This is a genomic window from Streptomyces sp. NBC_01237, from assembly GCF_035917275.1.
Lineage (GTDB): Bacteria > Actinomycetota > Actinomycetes > Streptomycetales > Streptomycetaceae > Streptomyces.
In genome coordinates, this window is the sequence record NZ_CP108508.1 from 1,990,604 (window position 1) to 2,010,528 (window position 19,925).

Below are 19,925 nucleotides of genomic sequence, written 5' to 3' on the forward strand. Positions count from 1 at the left end.
CCCCGCCCGGCCGGTCGGGCGCCTGAGAAAACGGTGAGAAGGGGCACAGCCGGGAACGCCGGGCGCGGCCCCGCTCGTCCCTCCAGCGGGATGAACAAGACAATCAGGCGCGCTTCGGTCTTCTGTCTGCTGATGGTTCTCGCCCTGCTGGTGCGGGCGACCTGGGTGCAGGCGTACCAGGCACAAGCGCTCGCGGACGACAAGCACAACCGGCGGAACACCATCGCGCAGTACGCGCAGCCGCTCGGTGACATCGTCGTGGCCGGTTCGCCGGTCACCGGATCGAAGAGGACCACGGGTGGCGATCTCCAGTACAAACGCACCTACACGCAGGGCGATCTCTACGCGGCCGTGACCGGCTACAGCTCGCAGGCGTACGGGGCCACCCAGCTCGAAGGCATCTACGGCGACATCCTCGACGGCACGGACGACCGGCTGAAGAACCCGGCCGGTCTGCTCACCGGCGAGCAGGCCGCGCCGGGCAGTGTGCTGACGACCATCGACCCGGACGTCCAGAAGGCCGCCTACGAGGCGCTGGGCGACGACAAGGGCGCGGCCGTGGCCATCGACCCGAAGACCGGGCAGATCCTGGGCATGGTCTCCACTCCCTCGTACGACCCCTCGGCGATCAGCGGCACGACGGACGGCGACGCCTGGAAGCAGCTGCTCACCGACAAGGACAAGCCGCTGGTCAACCGGGCGCTGCGGCAGCCGCTGGCGCCCGGTTCGACCTTCAAGCTGGTGGTGGCGTCGGCGGCGCTGGAGAACGGGCTCTACGGCTCGGTCGACGAGCGGACCGACAGCCCCGACCCGTACACGCTGCCGGGCACCTCGACGGTGCTGCGCAACGAGAGCGCGTCCGCCCCGTGCGAGAACGCCACGCTGCGCACCGCGCTCCAGTACTCCTGCAACAACGTGTTCGCGAAGGTCGCCGCCGATCTCGGCCAGGACAAGCTGAAGGCCATGGCGGACAAGTTCGGCTTCGACACCGAGAAGCTGGACGTCCCGGTGCGGGCCGCGCCGAGCGTGTACCCGTCCGGCATGGACAAGGCACAGACGGCGCTGACGGGCATCGGCCAGTTCGAGGTCACCGCGACCCCGCTGCAGATGGCCATGGTCTCGGCGACCCTCGCCAACGGCGGGGAGCTGGCCTCGCCGCACATGGTCTCCAAGGTGACGGACGCGGACGGCGAGACGCTGGAGGACTTCGGCGACGGCGAGGCGAAGCGGGTCGTCTCGGAGTCGACGGCGAAGCAGCTGCGCAGCGCGATGGTCACCGTCGTCGAGGAGGGCACCGGCACCAACGCCCGTATCGCCGGGGCCGAGGTCGGCGGCAAGACGGGCACCGCGCAGAACGGCGTGGACAACAGCAACACCCCGTACGCCTGGTTCACCTCGTACGCGAAGGACCGTTCCTCCGGCAAGGAGGTGGCGGTCGCCGTGGTGATCGAGAGCTCGGACGCCTCCCGCTCGGAGACCAGCGGCAACGGGCTGGCGGCGCCCATCGCCCAGAAGATGATGAAGGCGGCGCTCAAGGGATAGCGGGCGCGGCCGGCCGCCTCGATGCCGCCCCCGGGGACCTGCCCCCGGGGGCGCCTTCCTGTCCGGCGGCGGCCTCCCGCGGCCGGCGGCCGAACGGTTCCCCGGTGACAGGGGGTTCAGGTTTTCGCCGTGGTGCGCCTTACTTGGATACGCACCCGTGTCGAAGCGCTTCCGGGGTGCGCTGGTACGCTCTCGCCCCGCTCGCACCCAGGTGCGAGGCCGTCGGTCGTACACAGGGCCCGCGCGTCGCGGATATCGGGCCAAGGGATTCGAGTGCAGAGAGAGGTACCCGTGGGCACAGTCGTCGACGATGCCGCTACCGCCGAGTTCCACGCGTTCTTCGAGGCGCACTACGCGGAGCTGGCCAGGCTCGCGCATCTGCTCACCGGTGAGGCCGACGCGGCCGACGATCTGGCGGCCGACGCGCTGATGGCGCTCTGGCACCGCTGGGACCGGGTCCGGGGTGCCGATCATCCGGTCGCGTACGCCCGGGGGGTCGTCGCGAATCTGGCCCGTACCCGCATCCGCAGCGCGGTGCGCGAGCGCCGCCGGATCGCGCTGTTCTGGGCGCCGCGCGGCAGCGGGGGCGGGGACGGGTACGCCGTCGAGGACCCCGACGTGCCCGCGGTCGTCGATGTCCAGGGGGCGCTGCGCAGACTGCCGTTCCGCAAGCGGGCGTGCGTGGTGCTGCGGCACGCGTTCGACCTGTCGGAGCGGGACACCTCGCTGGTCCTCGGGATCTCCGTGGGTACGGTCAAGAGCCAGACCTCGCGCGGGGTGGCGGAGCTGCAACGGCTGCTCGGCCCGGAGGGCGGCGCCGACCGGGTCCAGGTGGCCGTCGCGGCCCAGCGCGGCGGAGGAAGGCAGTGATGGACGAGGAGTTGCGGGAGCGGCTGCGGGACGCCGCACGGTCCCATCACCCGGACCGGGCACGGATGCTGGCCCGGATCGGACGGGGCCTGGCGGACGGACCCCCGGCCCGTGCCCCCCGGATGCCCCGTCGGGCGATGCCGTGGCTGCGGGTGGCGGGGGCGAGCGTCGCGGTGTGCGGGGTGCTGGTGGCCGGCGCGGTCGCGGTGACCTCGGCCGGGCACGGCGACGGGCCCGGTGAGCGGGTGGCCGCCCCGCCGCACTCCCCCGCGCCCGCACTCCCGCCGGCCCCGGCGTCGAAGGGCCCGCCGCGCGGAGCGCTGCCCGCCGCGAACGGGCCGCTGTGGACGGACGGTTCGGTGGACCCGAACAGCAACGCGTACTGGGCCCAGAGCAATGTGACGGTGAAGACCGGGGAGGCCCTCACCGCACTCACCGTGGAGCTGCGCGTCGCGCTCACCGGCGGGGTCGGTACGACGGGGTCCTGGCGCTCCCTGCCGGTGGCGGACTTCACCGCGTCGGCACGGGAGGAGGGCGGCTTCCTCGTCTACCGGTGGACGCTGAAGCCGGGGCGCACCGCTCCGGCCGGCACCCACACCTTCGCGGGTCAGTACAACCACGCGGAGGGCGAGCGGGACGCCGCCGGTGACGACTACACGGTCCGGGGCGGCACCTCGAAGCCGCCGGAGGGGCCGTTCGCCGCGGGCGGCGGCTTCACACCCCTGCGCTGATCCGGGGAAGCCGGGGAGTTGGAGAGCCGGGAAGCCGGGAAGCCGGAGGGTCGGGAAGCCGGGGGCCGGGAAATCCGGAAAGCCCCGGCCGACCCGGCAACCCTTCCCCCCGCGGTGGCGACCAAGGAGCGCACCCTCCCCCACCACGGAAGGAACGGGACACCGACATGCGGGAACGAGCCGACCGCCCCAGGCACACCGATCACCGACGGTCCACCGGCCGCCGGCGCACCCTCGCCGCCCTGACGGCCGCACTGGTCATGACCGGTGCGGCCGTCGTCACCGACCTGGCCGTGCGGCCGGCCGGCGCGGCCGAAGCGGCCACGGCCGCCGCCGACTGGCCCGCCGCCGGCGGCACCCAGCCGGTCACGGCGACCATCGAGGTCTCCGGGTCGTACGACGGCGCCCTCAAGCGCTTCTACGGAAGCGGCGACCTCGGGGACGGGGGCCAGGACGAGGGCCAGGACCCGATCTTCAAGCTGAAGGACGGAGCGACCCTGAAGAACGTCATCCTGGGCTCCCCGGCCGCCGACGGCATTCACTGCGCGGGCAGTTGCACACTCCAGAACGTCTGGTGGGAGGACGTCGGCGAGGACGCCGCGTCCTTCAAGGGCACCTCGTCGAGCGCCGTGTACAAGGTGACCGGCGGCGGGGCGCGGAAGGCTTCGGACAAGGTCTTCCAGTTCAACGGCGCGGGCAGCCTCACCATCACCGGCGGCTTCCAGGTCTCCGACTTCGGCAAGCTGGTGCGGTCCTGCGGCAACTGCTCCACCCAGTACAAGCGCACCATCACCGTCAGCGATGTCGATGTGACGGCGCCCGGCAAGGCCCTGGCCGGTGTCAACACCAACTACGGGGACACGGCCACGCTGCGGTCCGTGCGCATCCACGGGGACAGCGGCAAGAAGATCAAGCCGTGCGTCCGCTACACGGGCAACGACGACGGCGACGAGCCGACCGAGACGGGCAGCGGCCCCGACGGGACGTACTGCCGCTACGCCGCCTCGGACATCAGCTACGGCTGAGCACCGCCCCGGTCGTGAGCGGTGTGCGGGCCGCCGCGGGCCCGCGCACCGCATCCGGGTCCGCTGTCCGGTCCGTTACTGGCCCGCCCACCGCTTCAGCGTCGTCTCGGCCTTCGCCCGGTCCGCGGGCTTCAGCTTGGAGATCAGCGCGCCGTGGTTGGTGTTCGGTGCCTCGAAGAGCATCGAATCGTGCTTGGACGGCTTGAACCGCTCGGCGCTCCACGGGTCGTTCTGCCCGTAGACGAACATCATCCGCTCGCCCCGCCGGGTCACCCAGCGGTCGACGTCCTTGATGGTGCGGCCCTCGTACCGGGTGCGCATGTCGGCGGGCAGCACGGAGTTCGGCTGATAGATGTCCGGGTAGTTGCGCACATCCCTGAGGTGCTTGAACTTCAGGTCGGCCCAGCCCAGTTGGGCGGCGGCCTGCCGGTAGTAGGGTCCACTGCCCTCGGCTCCGGCGCCGTCGTCGGAGTAGATGCTCAGCCCGTGCGCCAGCGACCAGGCGTACAGCTCGTCGTCACCGGCGGTGCGTGCGTCGGGGATGTCCGGGCAGTCGGTGTACGTGCCGCTCTGCCAGAAGTTCCACACCTGGTCCAGGACCGAGAACTCGAAGGCCCGGTCGGCCGATCCGAGATGGGCGAAGGTGAGGCCCTGCTCCCGGGCGGTCGCCTCGAAGCGGGGCAGCATCCGGTCCCGCCGCACCAGCATCTCCCGCTGTACGGAGTTGAGCGCGGCCCGGCACGCGGGGGTGCCGACGGTCCTGAAGAACTTCTCGTAACCGCGATCGTCCTTGTTGTCCGCGTCGTTCGGCGCGACGTACGCGACGACGGCGTCCAGGTCGTCCGGGTAGAAGCGCTCGTGGTAGACCTGCGTCATTCCGCCCTTGGACGCCCCCGTGCCCAGCCACTTGGCGGTGTAGATCGTCTTCAGGGCCTCGACGACGGCGTGTTCGTCGCTCGCCTCCTGCCACACGTTCAGGTCGCGCCAGTCGACCGTCGCGGGCCGGGACTCGCTGAAGTAGCGGTGCTCGACGCTGACCTGGTTGGCGCCGAGGAGGGTGGTGATCTCACGGGTGGACGTGGCCAGCGCGTAGCCGCCGGTGTAGAGCACCATCGGGGCGGTCGCCGCCTTGTGCCAGAGCGTCAGCCGCTGCTGGAAGGTGCCGCGGGCCGGATTCCGGTGGTCGACGGGCTGCGTCAGGCTGAGCGTGTAGTAGGGGAATCCCTCTTTGACGGTCTGTGAGACGACGGTGAGTCCCGGTATCCGGTCCAGTTGCTCACGTACGTCCGTGGCGGCGACGGAGGCGGTGCCGGCCGGCGCGGTGCCGGCCGCGGCGGCCGCCGTACCGGTCAGCACGCCGGTGGCGGTGACGATTCCGGCGCAGAGCAGGGCGGGAAGCAGTTTGTGGCGCAACGCTCAGGTCCCCTCGGACGGGTGGTGCGATGGACACGACGGCCGCATAGTAATCGCTTTCCACGGCTGTGTGATCGTCCCGCGCGAGGGGACCCGCGACAAGGTCGGCGGGCTCTCAGCAACCCTTGCCCGCGCCCGCCCCTCGGCCGACGAGGGCCGGGACCGCCCGGGGGTCGTCGGTCCTGGTGCGCAGCGTCGGGGTCCAGCCGGCGCCCCGCGTCAGCTGCTCGTCGGGCACGCCCGCGTTGTGGACGGCGATCAGGTCGGTCCTGCGGCCGTTGACGTAGTTGTTCTCCGCGCTGACGGGTGCCTCCTTCCACTTCTTCAGGATCGTCGCCGCGTCGAACCGGGGGCCGGTCGTGAAGGCGTTGTGCTCGGCGACGAGCTGTGACTCCGCGCCGATGCCGTACGTGTAGCCGTAGGCGCTGTCCGCGGTGGCGACGAAGTGGTTGTTGTACGAGTCGACCTTGCCGAAGCGGACGCGGGGCGCGCGCTCCTTCACGTCCTGGAAGAGGTTGTGGTGGAGGGTGACGCGGAGCCTGCCGCGGTCGGTGGCACCGGCGCTGTCGCTGTTGCCGATGAGCATGGTCTTGTCGTGGTTCCTCAGGACGTTCCAGGAGATGGTGACCAGGTCGGCGCCGCGCACGATGTCGAAGAGGCCGTCGTGCTGCTGGTAGAGCTCGCCGTAGTGGCGCGGCTGGTCGGCGTCGTGCCGGTCGCCGTCGTGGAAGGTGTTGTGGTCGACCCAGACATGGCGGGAGTTGCTGACGACGAGGTTGTCGTACTCGGAGTTCCAGGCGCCCTTGTCCCCGTCGGTGGGGTCCCACTGCGGGAAGCAGTCGTAGGTGTCCTCGAAGGTGAGGTTGCGGACGATGACGTTGGAGACGTCCTTGACCTGAAGGCTCGCGCCGATGACGGTGGCGTCCTTCCCCACTCCGATCAGGGTGGTGTTGGACGGGACCCGGACGTTCACCGCGGCACTCTGCCGGGCGGCGGACGCGGCCCGCGCGTCCTCCAGCGGCCCGGAGACGGGCTCCTTGCCCCAGGTCGCCGGGTCGTAGGCGGCGAGGTACTTCTCCAGGGTGTAGCCGTCGCTCTCGTACGCCGCGCAGTCGACGGGCTCGCCCGCCGCGTCGGCGTTGCCGTGGACGGTTCCGGCGATGCGGACGATCTTGGGGGCATCGCCGGCGTCCTCGAAGGCGGCGAGGAGTTCGGCGCGGTCGGTGACGGTGTAGACGTGTTCGGGGGTGGCCGCCGAGCCGCCGGTGGTGGAGCCCTCGGCGGCGGCCCAGCCGTCGCCCGCGGGGAGCACGGCGCGTTCGGTCCCGGTGGGACGGGGCGCGGCCTGGGCGGGTACGGACACGGCGAGGGCGAGCGAGGCGCAGCCCGTCACCAGGGCGAGGGCACGGGCATGACGCATACGTGCGGGCATGGCGAATCCTTCACTGTCGTCAGGGATGGTGGAACGGGCCGCGCACACTCAGGCGCGCGACCTCGGGTACGGGGCCTCGGGTACGGGGCCTCGGGTACGGAGCCTCGGAGCGGACTCAGGGCAGCGGCGGCCAGGTGATCCGGTCGGCGGGGACCGGGGCGTCGAGGCCGGTGACCTCGTGCGGGGCGAGGACATGCCCGACCCGCAGCGCGCGGGCGGTCATCCGGGCCACCTCGATGGCGCCGGTGGGCCGGAAGTGGGTGTTGTCCTGCTTGCCGTCCGGGTGGTTCGGCCACTGGCCCGGCTCCACCCAGTTGAAGTACTCCAGGGTCCCGTCGGGGCCGAACTCCTGCCAGCGGGCCAGTGAGAGCGCCTGGATGTCGAGGAGCGGTACGCGTTCCTCGACGGCCAGGGCGCGCATGGCGTCCGGGTAGTCGCCGTGGGTGGGCCGCGCGGTGCCGTCGGCGGCGAACCTCCGCCGTTCCACCGGGGTGATGAGGACCGGCCGGGCCCGGTGGGCGCGGGCGCCGGTCACGTACCGGCGCAGATACTCCTGGTACGTGGTGTACGGGTCGGTGCCGCGGAGCGGGTCCTCGGTCTTCTCGTCGTTGTGGCCGAACTGGATGAGCACGAGGTCGCCGGGGCGCACCCGGTCCAGCAGTGCGGTGAGCCGGCCCTCGTCCACGAAGCTCTTCGAACTGCGTCCGTTCAGCGCGTGGTTGGCGACCCGGAGGGAGCGGCCGAGGAAGAACGGCAGGGCCGTCCCCCAGCCGGTCTCGGGTGCGGCGTCGGCGTATTTCCGGGCGGCCGTGGAGTCGCCCGCGATGTGCAGGGTTCCGGGCCGGCCCCCGCCGCCGCCACCGCGGGCGACGGCGGGGGTGGCGGCGAGGGCGAGGGGCAGCGCGGCGAGCGCGGCTGCCGCGCGTCGGCGGGTGAGGGACACGGAGGGACTGCCTCTCTCGTAGGACGTACGGGGAGAGCGCGTGGAGCGTGGTCCTGATCAGCCGTTGCCGATCTCCTTCCACTCCTTCTGGGCGGCGTTCAGCTCATCGGCGATCTTGTCCAGGAACGCCTTGGCCGTGACCTTGCCGAGCAGCAGCTTCTGGAACTCCGGCTCGTTGTCGGCCTTGCTGATGTTGTTCCAGTCGGGGAGGTAGTACGGCAGCTGGACGATCTTGGTGGAACCGTCGGTGAGCGACTTCGCGCCGAGCGCGGTCGGCTCGGTCGCGCCGATCCAGGGGTCCTTGGCCGCCTCGGTGTTGGCCGGTATGGCGCCCGCCGACTCGTTCCACTTGCTGTTGGACTCGTGGGAGGCGGCGAACTCGATGAACTTCCAGGCCGCCGTCTTGTTCTTGCCGGACCGGAACATGCCGAGTCCGTCGACGGGGTTGGAGACCTGGACCCGGGTGCCGCCGTCCCCGACCGGGTTGGGGATTCCGGCGAACTTCTCCTTGCCCAGGGCCTTCAGATGGTCCTGGTAGGAGCCCAGGTTGTGGCTGAGCATCCCGATGGTGCCGGTGTCCCACTGGGCGACCATCTTGGTGAAGTCGTTGTTGACGTCGGCGGCGGGGGTCGCCTTCTTGAACAGGGCGGCGTACTTCTCCAGCGCGGCGACGTTCTCCGGGTCGTTCAGAGTGGTGCTGTCGCCGTCCCAGAACTCCGTGATCCCGGACTGGCCGTACACCGCGTCGATGGCCTGGGCGATGGAGCCCGCGCCGCCGCGGATGGTGTAGCCGAACTTGTTGTTCTTGCTGTCGGTGAGCTTGTCGGCGGCCTCGTAGAACTTCGCCCAGGTGGTGGGCGCTTCCAGGTTCGCGGCCTCGAACAGGTCGGTGCGGTACCAGAGGGCGCCGTTGTTCGCGGAGGTCGGCACGGTGTACATGTCCTCGCCCCGGCCGCCCGCGACCTTGACGCTCTCGACCATGGACTCGACGAGCCTGCCGTCGAGGGAGGACTCCTTCAGCCGGTCGTTGACCGGCTCCAGCGCCTCCTGCGAGACGATGTTGGAGAGATAGGCGGTACCGACGCCGCCGACGTCGGGCAGGCCGCCGCCCGCGATCGCCGTGTCGTACTTGGACTGGACGTCGGCGATCGGGATCGGGACGTACTTCACCCGGATGTCCGGGTACTTCTTCTCGAAGTCCTTGATGATCTCGGTCCAGACGGCGGTGCGCGGACCGCCGTTGTTGTCCCAGAAGGTGATCTCGCCCTTCCCGCTGCCCTCCTCGCCCGCGCCGCTGCCGTCGTCACCGCAGGCGGTGGCGGTCAGGGCGAGCACGGCGGACAGGGACACCGCTGCCGCGGCGCGCCCCCGGTGCGTCTTGGAGATGTTCATGGTCGGCTCTTCTCTCTCGGTTCTCCGGGGTCTCCCGGATGGGGCGGGATGTGCTGGACGTGTGCGTGCGTGTGGGGGCGTCACCGGTGGGTGGGGGTGTGCGGGGCCCAGCCGTCCTCGCCCGCGAGGTAGTCGCCCACCTCGTGGCGGGCGGCCTCGGCCGGGGTGAGCTGCGGCCGGTCGGCGGTGACGGCGGCGCCGGGACCGTACGTCCGGTACTCGGCGAAGCGCGCCTCCCGCCACGGGAAGCCGCTCATATCGGTCCAGGGGCTCGCCCTGACGGCGGCGGGCAGCAGGGTCTCGCGGATCAGGACCTGGCCGATGGCGTCGGGGTTGCCGCTCGGGTGCCAGGGCCGGCCGAGGTGGAAGGAGTCCGCGGGTGCGTCGCTGATGATCCGGCTCCGGGTGATCAGGAAGCCGTACGGATTGTCCTTCCAGGTCGAAGCGGCCGTGATGTAGCCGTTGTTGGTGTCGGAGCCACGGCTGAGCGCCTTGATCACCGAGTTCTCGATGACGGTGGTGGCGCGGCCGTAGATGAAGTCGACGTCGCCCTCGATGTACGAGTCCGTGAGGTAGACCCGCGCCTTCTGGGTGAGGACGGGGGTGTCGGTCATCAGGGTGTCCTGGTTGCCGAGGAAGGCGGTGTCCGTGAAGGTCAGCCGGTCGCCGGTGGTCTTCACGGCGAGGGCCTGCTCACCGTTCAGCTCGACGGCCGCCTCGTCGAAATCGTTGGAGAAGGTCAGGTTGCGGGCGGTGAAGTCGTTGCCCTCGACGACCACGGTGGCGCTGCCCCAGGAGCCCTGGGTGGTGCCGTCCGGCTTGAGTTCACCGGACGGGGTGTCGAAGACGATCAGGGTGTCCGCGCGGTCCCGTCCGGTGCCGACGAGGGAGACGTATCGCTGGTCCCTCCCGATCCGCACGTGCTCGCGGTAGGTGCCGGGCGCGAGCCGGACCGTGACCCGTCCCTCGTTGCCCGCGGGCACGGCGTCGACGGCGGACTGCACGGTCGGGTAGTCGGCGGGGACGCGGAGCACGGTGTCGGTGCCGATGTCCTTGCGCGGTCCGGCGTGGCGGGTGACCAGTGCGGGTACGTCGGCGGCGCGGTCCAGGGTGTACGGGTAGAAGTCGCGCGGTTCGAACGCGGTGCCCCGGGCGTCGGTGCGGCCCCGGGTGTTCTTCAGGATCGAGCCGCGCTGGACCAGTTCGGCGGTGGCGTCGGCCTGGTAGGGGTGCTGGACATCGCGGTAGTAGCTGTTCTCGATGACCATCTTCGTGGCGCCGCGGGCCCAGTTGCCGTACGTCCACAGCGGGTCCCCGTCCGCGACCTGCGCGGAGAGGTAGTTGTTGTAGAGGTGGGCGTAGGCGCAGTTGTCGACGGACGGGTTGCGCTGCTTGGTGCCGCTGAACCAGTTGTGGTCGATGGTGATCTGCGTCTTGACGTTCTCGGTCCAGCCGATGCCGAACGCCTTGTTGTGCTGGTCGAAGCGGTTGTAGGAGACGGTGATGTACTCGCTGTCCTTGCGGATGTCCAGGAGCCCGTCGCCCATGTGCGTGAGCCGGTTGTGGTCGATCCACACGTGGTCGACGGAGTCCATCTGGATGGCGTCGAAGTCGGTGGTCTTGCCGTCCCAGTCGCCCTCGACGTAGGAGTCGCGGATGGTGAGGTTGCGGATGATGACGTTGCTGGTGCCGGGGTTCAGGTGCAGTTCGCCGTGGACGATCTCGGCGGTGTCGCCGACGCCGACGATCGTCTTGTTCGAGGTCACGTCGATGTCGTGGCCGAAGGGTTCGACGGCGAGGGAGCCGGCGACGCGGATGATGTAGGGCTCGCTCGCGCCGGCGTAGCGCGCCAGGTCCGCCTGGGTGGAGACGGTGACGACCCTGCCCCCTCGGCCGCCGGTGGTCCCGCCGGCCAGCGAGGCGAAGCCGTGCGGCGTGTCCGTCCAGGTGCGGTCGGCGGCGGGCCGTCCGGCGGACGGGCCGTCGGCGGTCGCGGGGGTGGCGGCGGTCGCGGCGCCGGGGGCGCTCGGCAGCAGGAAGGCGGCGGCCAGGGCGAGCGCCGTGGCCAGGGTTCGTGCTCGGGCTCTGGTGCGCTGGGTACGGAGGTGCATCGTTGCGGCTCCCTACGGGCGTGCGGGCGTCGTGGTGGCGGGGGTTCGGTCCGTGGGCGGACGCGTGGGTGAGGGTTCGGTGCGTGGTGCGGACATGCCGGTGCGGTGGGGTGCGTGGGCGGGCGCTTCGGTGCGGTTCGGTGCGTGGGCGGGCGCTTCGGTGCGGGTTCAGTCCGTGGGCGGGGCATTCGGTACGCGTCCAGCCCGTGGGCGGGCGCTTCGGTGACGGTTCAGTCCGTGGTGCGGAACGCGGTGAAGTCGGCGGTTCCGGCCGGTCCCGCCCCCGTCGGCGCGGTGGCGAAGAGCCCGAGGAGGGCGCCCACCCATCGCCAGGGCGTCGCCGCGAAGACCTGGCCCGAGGGGCGGAAGCCGTCGCCGGTGTCGGCGAGGAAGCGGCAGCGGGCACCGGAGGTGACCTCGATGCGCAGCCGAGCCGTGCCACCGGGCGCGGGCCGGGGGTACTCGGCGTCGCGTTCGCGCTCGGCGACGGTCTCCGCGTACCGGTGCACGAGCCGGGCCGCCCCGTCCGTACCCGCCTCCAGGCCGATCCAGCCGAACGCGTCCCCCAGCACCGCGAGTCCGGCCCTGGCGCCCGGTTCCCCGCTGTTCAGGGTCAGGCCGACCTCGACGGCGAACGTCTCGGCGGGCAGCCGCTGGACCAGCACGTTCGGCAGGGCCCGCAGGTCGTGCGCGTACCCGGTCCGAACGCAGGCGAGCCGCAGTCCGTCCCCCGCGTGCTCGACCGTCCAGCCGGGACGCGGGTTGGCGGTCCACTGCCACTGCCTGCCGTACCGCCCGCCGGGGAAGTCGTCCCCGCACGCCGGGGCCTCGACCGGCTGGGCGGGCACGTCGGGCTTGGTGTGCACGGAGACGGGTTCGCCCTCGTCGCCGATGACGGGCCAGCCCCGCTCGTCCCAGCGCATCGGCTGGAGGTGGACGACCCGCCCGTACGCCCCCCGGGCCTGGAAGTGCAGGAACCAGTCCGTGCCCGCCGCGGTGCGCACCCAGCCGCCCTGGTGCGGCCCGTTGACGTCGGTCGTCCCCTGCGCGAGGACGACGCGCTCCTCGTAAGGGCCGAAGAACTCCCGGGAGCGGAAGGCCCCCTGCCAGCCGGTCTCCACCCCGCCGGCCGGGGCGAAGATCCAGAAGTAGCCGTCGTGGCGGTAGAGCTTGGGGCCTTCGAGGGTGAACCAGCCGGGGATCAGGTCGGCGTCGACGAGCGTCGTGCCCTCGTCGAGCAGTTCGCGGCCGTCGGGGCTCATACGGTGGCCGGTGAGCCGGTTCTTGATGCCGGAGCGGGACTTGGCCCAGGCGTGCACGAGGTACGCCTCGCCGGTCTCCTCGTCCCAGAGCGGGCAGGCGTCGATCAGTCCCTTTCCCGCCTTGACCAGGTGCGGGGCGCTCCACGGGCCCCGGATGTGCGCGGCGTTGATCTGCTGGATGCCGTGGTCGGGGTCGCCCCAGAAGATCCAGAACCGTCCGGCGTGGTGCCGGAGGGAGGGGGCCCACACACCGCGGTCGTGGCGCGGCACGGCGAAGTCGGCGGCGGGCTCCAGCCGGTCCAGCGCATGGCCGATGAGCGTCCAGTTGACGAGGTCGCGGGAGTGCAGCAGCGGCAGGCCGGGCGCCCGGCCGAAGCTGGAGGCGGTGAGGTAGTGGTCCTCGCCGACCCGGACGACGTCCGGGTCGGACCAGTCCGCGTTCAGGACGGGGTTGCGGTACGTGCCGTCGCCGAGGTCGGCGGTCCAGGGCCGGCTCACGCGGTCACGACCTTGCGGACGAGGGCGGCGGCGGTGTCCCGGTCGAGCCTGCCGTCGGCGATGACGGTGACGACCCGGCGGACGACGGTGGCCCCGGCGGCGACGGGCAGCCTGCGGTCGGCGGCGAGGGAGGAGCCGACGCCGGGGTACTCGGTGGTCCGGACGAACCAGGGGTCGCGCCGGGTCTCGTCGGTGGCCCCGGCGAAGACGAGGGTCCAGCCGTCCCCGGTGAGCGCCAGCCAGTCGGCGGCGCTGCCGTGCACCGCGTCCTCGCCGTCCAGGGTCCCGCTGAACACGGCGGGGGCGGCGGGCTCCTTGGGCGCGCGCCAGAAGAAGCCGCCGTACCCGGCGCCGGGGCGGCCGTTGGTGGCGGGGCTGCCGATGGACAGGCCGGTGGTGCCCCGGTTGGTGAGGGAGAAGGAGAAGTCGAGTGCCCAGGCGGTGTCGGAGAGTCCGGTGACGGCGACGGTGCGGTGCTCGCGCAGCAGTTCGGCGCCGTCGGCCTCCCAGCTGAGTTCCTCCACGAAGCCGTCCGGGTCGCGGAGTTTCCAGCCGAGGTGGCGCTGCACCCCATGGTTGTCGAGTTCGGTGGGGCCCTGGTCGCGGACGAAGGTGCGGCCGCCCCAGAAGTTGTGCCCGGCCACATCGGGTACGGCGACGGAGGCCCCCAGGTGGTGGAGGTGATCGGCGGGGTGCTCCTCGGTGACGGGGGTGCCCGCGAGGGTGGTGACGGGGTGGAGGTAGGGGCGGCCGTCGCTCCCGGGCCGGTAGCTGTAGCGGCCGACGGGGCGGCCCGCGCAGCTGAGGAGTGCGGTGGTCATGGGGTACTCACCTCACGGGGTCGCGCCCAGGGGACGCCTAGTTCGGAGAAGAGGCTGAGGGTGTCGGCGCCCCGGGCGACCGTGGCGTCGATGCCGCGGACGATCCGGCGCACGCCGGTGGTGCCCGTGGCGGGCCCGGTGTGCCAGGCGTCGGCGGGCAGCGGGGTGGGGTCGGGGGCGGTGCGGACGGCTTCGACGACGCGCATGAACGCGCCGGTGCGGTGCGGCGGTACGAGGAGTGCGGTGCCGGTGGCGAGGTGGGCGGCCAGGTTCTCCAGGAGGTCGGTGCGCCCGTGGACGGTCTCCTCGGGGCCGTGGCCGGAGCGCTGGAGGAGCACCCGGTCCTGCTTGTACCAGAAGGTGATCCGGCCGCGGTCGCCGTGGACGATCACATAGGGGTCCGCGTCCTGTTCCGCGCAGAGGGTGACGGCGGCGGTGACCGGCAGTCCGTCCGTGGTGGTGATGCGGACGCTGCTGGTGTCGTCCGCCTCGATGTCATGGGCCCGGAACAGTTCGGTCTCGATGCGGGCCACGTCCGTCGCCCGGCCCCTGTCGGCGAGTTCGAGTGCGGTGGCGACGGCGTGGGCGAGGGGGTTGGTGAGGACGCCGTCGACCACGTCGACGGTGCCGAGCCTGCGGCGTCCGGCCCAGGGCGCGCGCCGGTAGTAGGCGTCGTCGCGGACCCAGGCGCCGGCCGCGCCGATGCCCCGGAGGGTGCCGACGGCGCCTTCGCGGACGAGTTCGCGGACGGCGGGCACGGCGTGCGAGCCGAAGGACTGGAAGCCGATCTGGCAGGCGATGCCGGACGCCCGTACGCCGTCGCTCAGGCGGGTGAAGTCGGCGTAGGTGGCGGCGGGCGGCTTCTCCAGGAGGAGGTGGACGCCGCGGGCGGCAGCCGCCAGGGCCAGTTCGGTGTGGGTCTGGATGGGGGTGCAGATGATGGCGGCACGGGCCCCGGTGGAGTCGAGGAGCGCCCCGAAGTCGGTCGACTGGGAGGGGAGCTCACCGGCGAAGGGGGCGAGTTCCGCCTCGGTCAGCGGCTGGAGTTCACAGATCCCGGCGAGGCGGACGAGGCCCTGGTGCTGGAGGCGGCGGATGTTGGCGAGGTGCCGGCGGCCGTGGCCCCTGGCCCCGGCGAGCACGATGGGCAGCGGGGTGGGAGTCATGGGTGCGATCAGCCCTTCACGGCGCCGGCGCTGAAGCCGGTGATCAGCCACTTCTGGATGAAGGCGAAGACGATCACCACGGGTACCGCGGCGATGACTCCGCCCGCGGCGAGCGCGCCCAGGTCGACGCTGTCGGCGCCGATGAGGGTGTTCAGGCCGACCGGGATCGTCTGCTTGTCCTGCTCGCTGAGAAACATCAGGGCGAACAGGAAGTGGTTCCAGCTGTGCACGAAGGCGAAGGAGCCGACGGCGATCAGTCCGGGCCGCAGCAGCGGCAGGACGACCGCGCAGAAGGCCCGGAAGCGCGAGCAGCCGTCCACCCAGGCCGCCTCCTCCAGCGTGGTGGGCACGTTCTTGATGAAACCGCTGATCAGGATGATCGACAGGGGCAGCTGGAAGACGGTCTCCGCGATGATGACGCTCCCCAGGGAGTTGATCATCTGGAGGTTCTTGAAAATCTCGAAGAGCGGTACGAGCATCAGCGCGCCCGGGATGAACTGGGAGCAGAGCAGCGCCAGCATGAAGGCGTTCTTGATCCTGAAGTCGAAGCGGGCGAGGGCGTAGCCCCCGGCCAGCGCCACCAGCGTCGTGGTAAACAGGGTGGCGACGCCGACGATCATGCTGTTCTGGAAGAAGACGGCGAAACTGCGCTCGTTCCAGACCTTGGAGAAGTGCTCGCCGGTCATCGGCCAGGGCACCAGTGAGGTGGAGCCCGCGGGCCGCACGGCGAACAGGAACATCCAGTAGAACGGGATGAGGGTGAAGAGCAGATAGATGCCCAGTGGCACATAGATCTGCCAACGCGGTACGTCGTCGAAGGCGCGCTCACGCCCTCGGCGGCGGGGCGGGGCCGGCGGCGGGGTGTCGTCGCGGGGCGGGAGGGCGGAGCCGGTGCCGTGCTTCTCGGCGAGGGCGGCAGTCACTTGTGGTCGCCTCCGAACTTGCTCAGGCGCAGATAGACGATCGAGCAGAAGAGGAGGATCACGAAGGCGACGGTGGTGAGCGCGGAGGCGTAGCCGAAGTCGTGGCCCTCGATGCCGGTGTTGGCGACGTAGAGCGGCAGGGTGGTGGTCTCGCCCGCCGGACCGCCGCCGGTGAGGGTGTAGAGCAGGTCGACGTTGTTGAACTCCCAGACACCGCGCAGCAGGGTGGACAGGATGATCGCGTCGCGCAGGTGCGGCAGGGTGATGTGGAAGAACTGGCGCAGCCGCCCGGCGCCGTCGACCGAGGCCGCCTCGTACAGCTCCTTGGAGACGGACTGGAGGTCGGCGAGGATGAGGATGGCGAAGAAGGGGACGCCGCGCCAGAGTTCGGCGACGGTCGCGGCCCAGAAGACGGTGCCGGTGTCCGAGAGGACGGAGGTGCCGTAGTCACCGATCCCGGCGTCCGCGAGGTATCGGCTGAAGCCGGTCGAGGAGTTGTAGAGCAGGATCCAGATGGTGCTGGTCAGCACCCCGGAGACGGCCCACGGCGAGAAGACCATGGCGCGGGAGATGCCGCGGCCGACGAAGGACTGGTTGACGATCAGGGCCAGGGCGAGGCCGAGCGTCAGCTGGAGCGCGACCTGGGTGACCACCCACTGGGCGCTGAAGCCCAGCGTCGTCCAGAACTGGTCGTCCTCGGTGAAGATCCGGGTGAAGTTGTCGAATCCGGCGAAGCCGTTCCGCCACGGCTTGGTGACGTTGTAGTTCTGCAGACTGTAGTAGAAGACGCTGATCACCGGGTAGGCGATGAAGCCCAGCATCAGCAGCCCGGCCGGGGCGATCAGCAGGTACGGCAGTCGGCGGGGGCTCGCCGAACGGCGCCGGGGCACCTTGGGCGGTTTGGCCACGGCTGCGGCTTGGGCCATGACACGTCTCCGTTCTCTGTGAAGTGCGGGGCGGGGCGGGGTCCCGCGTGGTGTGCGCAAGCGCTTCCCGCATGGCGTTCGGCGGGCCGAACGGGGCGGTGCGCCGGGGTTCCGTACGGCCCTCTCGGGCCGCTTCCTCGTTCACCGGCTCCGTCGGCCGCGTTGCGTACCGGCTTCGGGGCCGCGTCGCGTACGGGCTTCGCCGGCCGCGGCCCTCGCTCAGCCCGCGTACGGGTCGGGCACTTCTCCCTGCCTGGCCAGGAAGGCGAAGTCGCAGCCGGTGTCGGCCTGGGTGATCTGGTCCTGGTAGAGCGCGCCGTAGCCGCGCCCGTAACGGGCGGGCGGCGGTGTCCACTCGGCCCGGCGCCGCTCCAACTCGGCTTCGCTCACGTCCAGATGGAGGCGGCGCGCCGCGACGTCCAGGGTGATCGGGTCACCGGTGCGGACGAGGGCGAGGGGGCCGCCGACGTACGACTCCGGCGCGATGTGCAGGACGCACGCCCCGTAACTGGTGCCGCTCATCCGGGCGTCGGAGATCCGCACCATGTCCCGTACACCCTGCTTGAGCAGGTAGTCGGGGATCGGCAGCATGCCGTACTCGGGCATCCCGGGCCCGCCCTTGGGTCCCGCGTTGCGCAGCACCAGGACATGGTCCGCCGTCAGCGCCAGGGCCGGGTCGTTGATGGTGCGCTGCATCTCGCGGTAGTCGTCGAAGACGACCGCGGGGCCGGTGTGCCGCAGCAGACCCGGCTCGGCGGCGATGTGCTTGATGACCGCCCCGTCCGGGCAGAGGTTGCCGCGCAGTACGGCCACGCCCCCCTCCTCGGCCAGCGGGTCGTCCCGGTCCCGGATGACGTCGGCGTTGTGCACGAGCGCCCCGTCGAGCTGTTCGCGCAGGGTGTCGTGCGCGACGGTGGGACGGTCCAGGTGCAGTACGTCGGTGAGCCGGGCCAGGAATCCGGGCAGCCCGCCCGCGAAGTGGAAGTCCTCCATCAGGTATTTCCCGCCGGGGCGGAGGTTGGCGAGCACGGGGACGGTGCGGGCGATCCGGTCGAAGTCGTCCAGGGTGAGCCTCACCCCCGAGCGGCCGGCCATCGCGATGAGGTGGATGACGGCGTTGGTGGACCCGCCGAGCGCGAGGACGGTGGCGACGGCGTCCTCGTACGCCTCCGGGGTGAGGATCTGCGACAGCTTCCGCTGCTGCCAGACCAGTTCGACGATCCGGAGCCCGGACCGCGCCGCCATCCGGTCGTGGCCGGAGTCGACGGCGGGGATGGACGAGGCACCGGGCACCGTGACGCCCAGCGCCTCGGCGGCGGCCGTCAGCGTGGAGGCCGTCCCCATGGTCATGCAGTGGCCGGGCGAACGGGCGAGCCCGCTCTCCAGCTCGGCCATCTCGCAGTCGCCGATGAGCCCGGCCCGCTTGTCGTCCCAGTACTTCCACATGTCCGTGCCGGAGCCGAGCACTTCGTCGCGCCAGTGCCCCGGCAGCATCGGACCGGCCGGGACGAAGACGGTCGGCAGGTCGACGGAGGCGGCGCCCATCAGCAGTGCGGGCGTGGACTTGTCGCAGCCGCCCAGCAGCACCGCACCGTCGACGGGGTAGGAGCGCAGCAGTTCCTCCGTCTCCATCGCCAGCATGTTGCGGTAGAGCATCGGGGTCGGCTTCTGGAAGGTCTCCGAGAGGGTGGAGACCGGGAATTCGAGCGGGAAGCCGCCCGCCTGCCAGACGCCCCGCTTGACCGCCTGCGCCCGTTCGCGCAGATGGACATGGCAGGGGTTGATGTCGGACCAGGTGTTGAGGATCGCGACGACCGGCTTGCCCAGGTGCTCCTCGGGCAGATAGCCGAGCTGGCGGGTGCGGGCGCGGTGACTGAACGAGCGGAGCCCGTCGGTCCCGTACCACTGGTGGCTGCGCAGCTCCTCGGGGGCGATCCGGCCGCTCATATGGACCACCCGGCGACCTGGTCGGCGACCTCGGCGCGCTGCGCCCGTGGCAGCACCCGGCTCGGGGCGCGTACGTCGCGGCGGCAGAGTCCGAGGGAGGCCAGGGCCTCCTTGACGACAGTGACGTTGTTGGCGGACTGCCGGTCCGCGCGCAGCTCCTCGAAGCGGCGGATCCGCTCCCAGACCTTCATCGCGCCCGCGTAGTCACCGGCCCGCAGCGCCTCCAGCATGGCCATCGAGACGCCCGGGGCGACGTTGACGAGGCCGGAGGTGAAGCCGGTGGCGCCGGTGGCGAAGTAGGAGGGGGCGTACAGCTCGGCGAGGCCCGCGATCCAGACGAACCGCTCCAGCCCGGCGTCCCGGGCGAAGGCTCCGAAGCGGGCCGCGTCCGGGACGGCGTACTTCACGCCGATGACGTTGGGGCAGCTGTCGGCGAGGTCGGCCAGCGCTTCGCCGCCCAGCAGCGGGTTGCGGATGTACGGGACGACACCGAGTTCGGGTACGGCCCCGGCGATGGCCCGGTGGTAGTCGGCCCAGCCGTCCTGCGAGACGTATGGGTGGACCGGCTGGTGCACCATCACCATCTCGGCCCCGGTGTCCCGGGCGTGCTCGGCGGCGGCCACGGCGGTCGGTACGTCATGGCCGACGCCGACCAGGATCGTGGCCCGGCCGCCCGCCTCGTCGACGGTCAGCTCGGTGACGGTGCGCCGCTCGTCGGGGGTGAGCGCGTAGAACTCCCCGGTGTTCCCGTTCGGGGTGAGGACGCGGACGCCGCCGTCGAGCAGCCTGTTCAGCAGGGCGCGGTGCGCCGCCGTGTCGATGGTGCCGTCCTCGGCGAACGGGGTCACCGGGATCGCCACGACATCCGCGAGGGCTGACTTCAGCGGGGAGAGGTCCATGCGGGCCGGCCTTTCGTCGGTGTG

Annotated in this window: 16 protein-coding genes; 4 read left to right on the forward strand and 12 right to left on the reverse strand. The window is 71.4% G+C overall.

Annotated features, from left to right (window positions below; translation table 11 throughout):
- The first annotated feature begins 90 nt into the window (after positions 1-90).
- From OG251_RS08845 to OG251_RS08860, 4 genes are all read left to right on the forward strand, one after another.
- Positions 91-1,542, forward strand: a complete 1,452-nt coding sequence (locus OG251_RS08845; RefSeq protein WP_326676636.1) for a peptidoglycan D,D-transpeptidase FtsI family protein — start codon at positions 91-93, stop codon at positions 1,540-1,542.
- A 291-nt stretch (positions 1,543-1,833) separates the two neighbouring features.
- Positions 1,834-2,412: a SigE family RNA polymerase sigma factor gene (locus OG251_RS08850; protein ID WP_326676637.1), complete on the forward strand. Its 579-nt coding sequence runs from the start codon at positions 1,834-1,836 to the stop codon at positions 2,410-2,412.
- Positions 2,412-3,143, forward strand: coding sequence for a hypothetical protein (locus OG251_RS08855; RefSeq protein ID WP_326676638.1), 732 nt, complete (start codon positions 2,412-2,414; stop codon positions 3,141-3,143). Before OG251_RS08850 ends, OG251_RS08855 begins: the two co-directional genes overlap by 1 nt.
- Positions 3,144-3,310: 167 nt before the next feature.
- On the forward strand, positions 3,311-4,168 hold the full coding sequence (locus OG251_RS08860; protein WP_326676639.1) for a pectate lyase: 858 nt from the start codon (positions 3,311-3,313) through the stop codon (positions 4,166-4,168).
- Positions 4,169-4,243: 75 nt separating this feature from the next.
- Here OG251_RS08860 and OG251_RS08865 read toward each other — a convergent pair whose 3' ends face one another.
- The 12 genes from OG251_RS08865 to OG251_RS08920 form a co-directional block, all read right to left on the reverse strand.
- Complete coding sequence (locus OG251_RS08865; RefSeq protein WP_326676640.1) at positions 4,244-5,581, reverse strand: S28 family serine protease; 1,338 nt, start codon at positions 5,579-5,581, stop codon at positions 4,244-4,246.
- A 115-nt stretch (positions 5,582-5,696) separates the two neighbouring features.
- Entirely contained in the window at positions 5,697-7,013 is a 1,317-nt protein-coding gene (locus OG251_RS08870; protein ID WP_326676641.1) for a pectate lyase family protein, read from the reverse strand.
- Positions 7,014-7,128: 115 nt separating this feature from the next.
- The gene (locus OG251_RS08875; RefSeq protein WP_326676642.1) at positions 7,129-7,956 is read right to left on the reverse strand and encodes a rhamnogalacturonan acetylesterase; all 828 of its coding nucleotides are present in this window, start codon (positions 7,954-7,956) and stop codon (positions 7,129-7,131) included.
- A 57-nt stretch (positions 7,957-8,013) separates the two neighbouring features.
- Positions 8,014-9,348, reverse strand: coding sequence for an ABC transporter substrate-binding protein (locus tag OG251_RS08880; protein WP_326676643.1), 1,335 nt, complete (start codon positions 9,346-9,348; stop codon positions 8,014-8,016).
- A gap of 80 nt (positions 9,349-9,428) precedes the next feature.
- Positions 9,429-11,459 carry a pectinesterase family protein gene (locus tag OG251_RS08885; RefSeq protein WP_326676644.1) on the reverse strand — a complete coding sequence of 677 codons (2,031 nt, stop codon included), beginning with the start codon at positions 11,457-11,459 and terminating at the stop codon, positions 9,429-9,431.
- A 230-nt stretch (positions 11,460-11,689) separates the two neighbouring features.
- Positions 11,690-13,219, reverse strand: a complete 1,530-nt coding sequence (locus tag OG251_RS08890; RefSeq protein WP_326676645.1) for a glycoside hydrolase family 43 protein — start codon at positions 13,217-13,219, stop codon at positions 11,690-11,692.
- Positions 13,216-14,040 (reverse strand): PmoA family protein, encoded by an 825-nt coding sequence (locus tag OG251_RS08895; protein WP_326676646.1) that lies wholly within the window; start codon positions 14,038-14,040, stop codon positions 13,216-13,218. Before OG251_RS08895 ends, OG251_RS08890 begins: the two co-directional genes overlap by 4 nt.
- Positions 14,037-15,206 (reverse strand): Gfo/Idh/MocA family protein, encoded by a 1,170-nt coding sequence (locus OG251_RS08900; RefSeq protein ID WP_326676647.1) that lies wholly within the window; start codon positions 15,204-15,206, stop codon positions 14,037-14,039. The genes OG251_RS08895 and OG251_RS08900 overlap by 4 nt, the downstream gene beginning before the upstream one ends.
- Positions 15,207-15,214: 8 nt before the next feature.
- Positions 15,215-16,129 (reverse strand): carbohydrate ABC transporter permease, encoded by a 915-nt coding sequence (locus OG251_RS08905; RefSeq protein WP_326676648.1) that lies wholly within the window; start codon positions 16,127-16,129, stop codon positions 15,215-15,217.
- Entirely contained in the window at positions 16,126-17,055 is a 930-nt protein-coding gene (locus OG251_RS08910) for a carbohydrate ABC transporter permease (protein ID WP_326676649.1), read from the reverse strand. Before OG251_RS08910 ends, OG251_RS08905 begins: the two co-directional genes overlap by 4 nt.
- A gap of 219 nt (positions 17,056-17,274) precedes the next feature.
- The gene (gene araD, locus OG251_RS08915; RefSeq protein WP_326676650.1) at positions 17,275-19,002 is read right to left on the reverse strand and encodes an L-arabinonate dehydratase; all 1,728 of its coding nucleotides are present in this window, start codon (positions 19,000-19,002) and stop codon (positions 17,275-17,277) included.
- Positions 18,999-19,901, reverse strand: a complete 903-nt coding sequence (locus tag OG251_RS08920) for a dihydrodipicolinate synthase family protein (RefSeq protein WP_326681194.1) — start codon at positions 19,899-19,901, stop codon at positions 18,999-19,001. Before OG251_RS08920 ends, araD begins: the two co-directional genes overlap by 4 nt.
- Between the last annotated feature and the right edge of the window lie 24 nt (positions 19,902-19,925).

Coding starts and splice junctions, on each gene's coding strand:
- OG251_RS08895 (WP_326676646.1), bottom strand. CDS start 14,040: ATGACCACCGCACTCCTCAGCTGCGCGGGCCGCCCCGTCGGCCGCTAC.
- OG251_RS08860 (WP_326676639.1), top strand. CDS start 3,311: ATGCGGGAACGAGCCGACCGCCCCAGGCACACCGATCACCGACGGTCC.
- OG251_RS08870 (WP_326676641.1), bottom strand. CDS start 7,013: ATGCCCGCACGTATGCGTCATGCCCGTGCCCTCGCCCTGGTGACGGGC.
- OG251_RS08910 (WP_326676649.1), bottom strand. CDS start 17,055: ATGGCCCAAGCCGCAGCCGTGGCCAAACCGCCCAAGGTGCCCCGGCGC.
- OG251_RS08880 (WP_326676643.1), bottom strand. CDS start 9,348: ATGAACATCTCCAAGACGCACCGGGGGCGCGCCGCGGCAGCGGTGTCC.
- araD (WP_326676650.1), bottom strand. CDS start 19,002: ATGAGCGGCCGGATCGCCCCCGAGGAGCTGCGCAGCCACCAGTGGTAC.
- OG251_RS08845 (WP_326676636.1), top strand. CDS start 91: ATGAACAAGACAATCAGGCGCGCTTCGGTCTTCTGTCTGCTGATGGTT.
- OG251_RS08885 (WP_326676644.1), bottom strand. CDS start 11,459: ATGCACCTCCGTACCCAGCGCACCAGAGCCCGAGCACGAACCCTGGCC.
- OG251_RS08920 (WP_326681194.1), bottom strand. CDS start 19,901: ATGGACCTCTCCCCGCTGAAGTCAGCCCTCGCGGATGTCGTGGCGATC.
- OG251_RS08900 (WP_326676647.1), bottom strand. CDS start 15,206: ATGACTCCCACCCCGCTGCCCATCGTGCTCGCCGGGGCCAGGGGCCAC.
- OG251_RS08855 (WP_326676638.1), top strand. CDS start 2,412: ATGGACGAGGAGTTGCGGGAGCGGCTGCGGGACGCCGCACGGTCCCAT.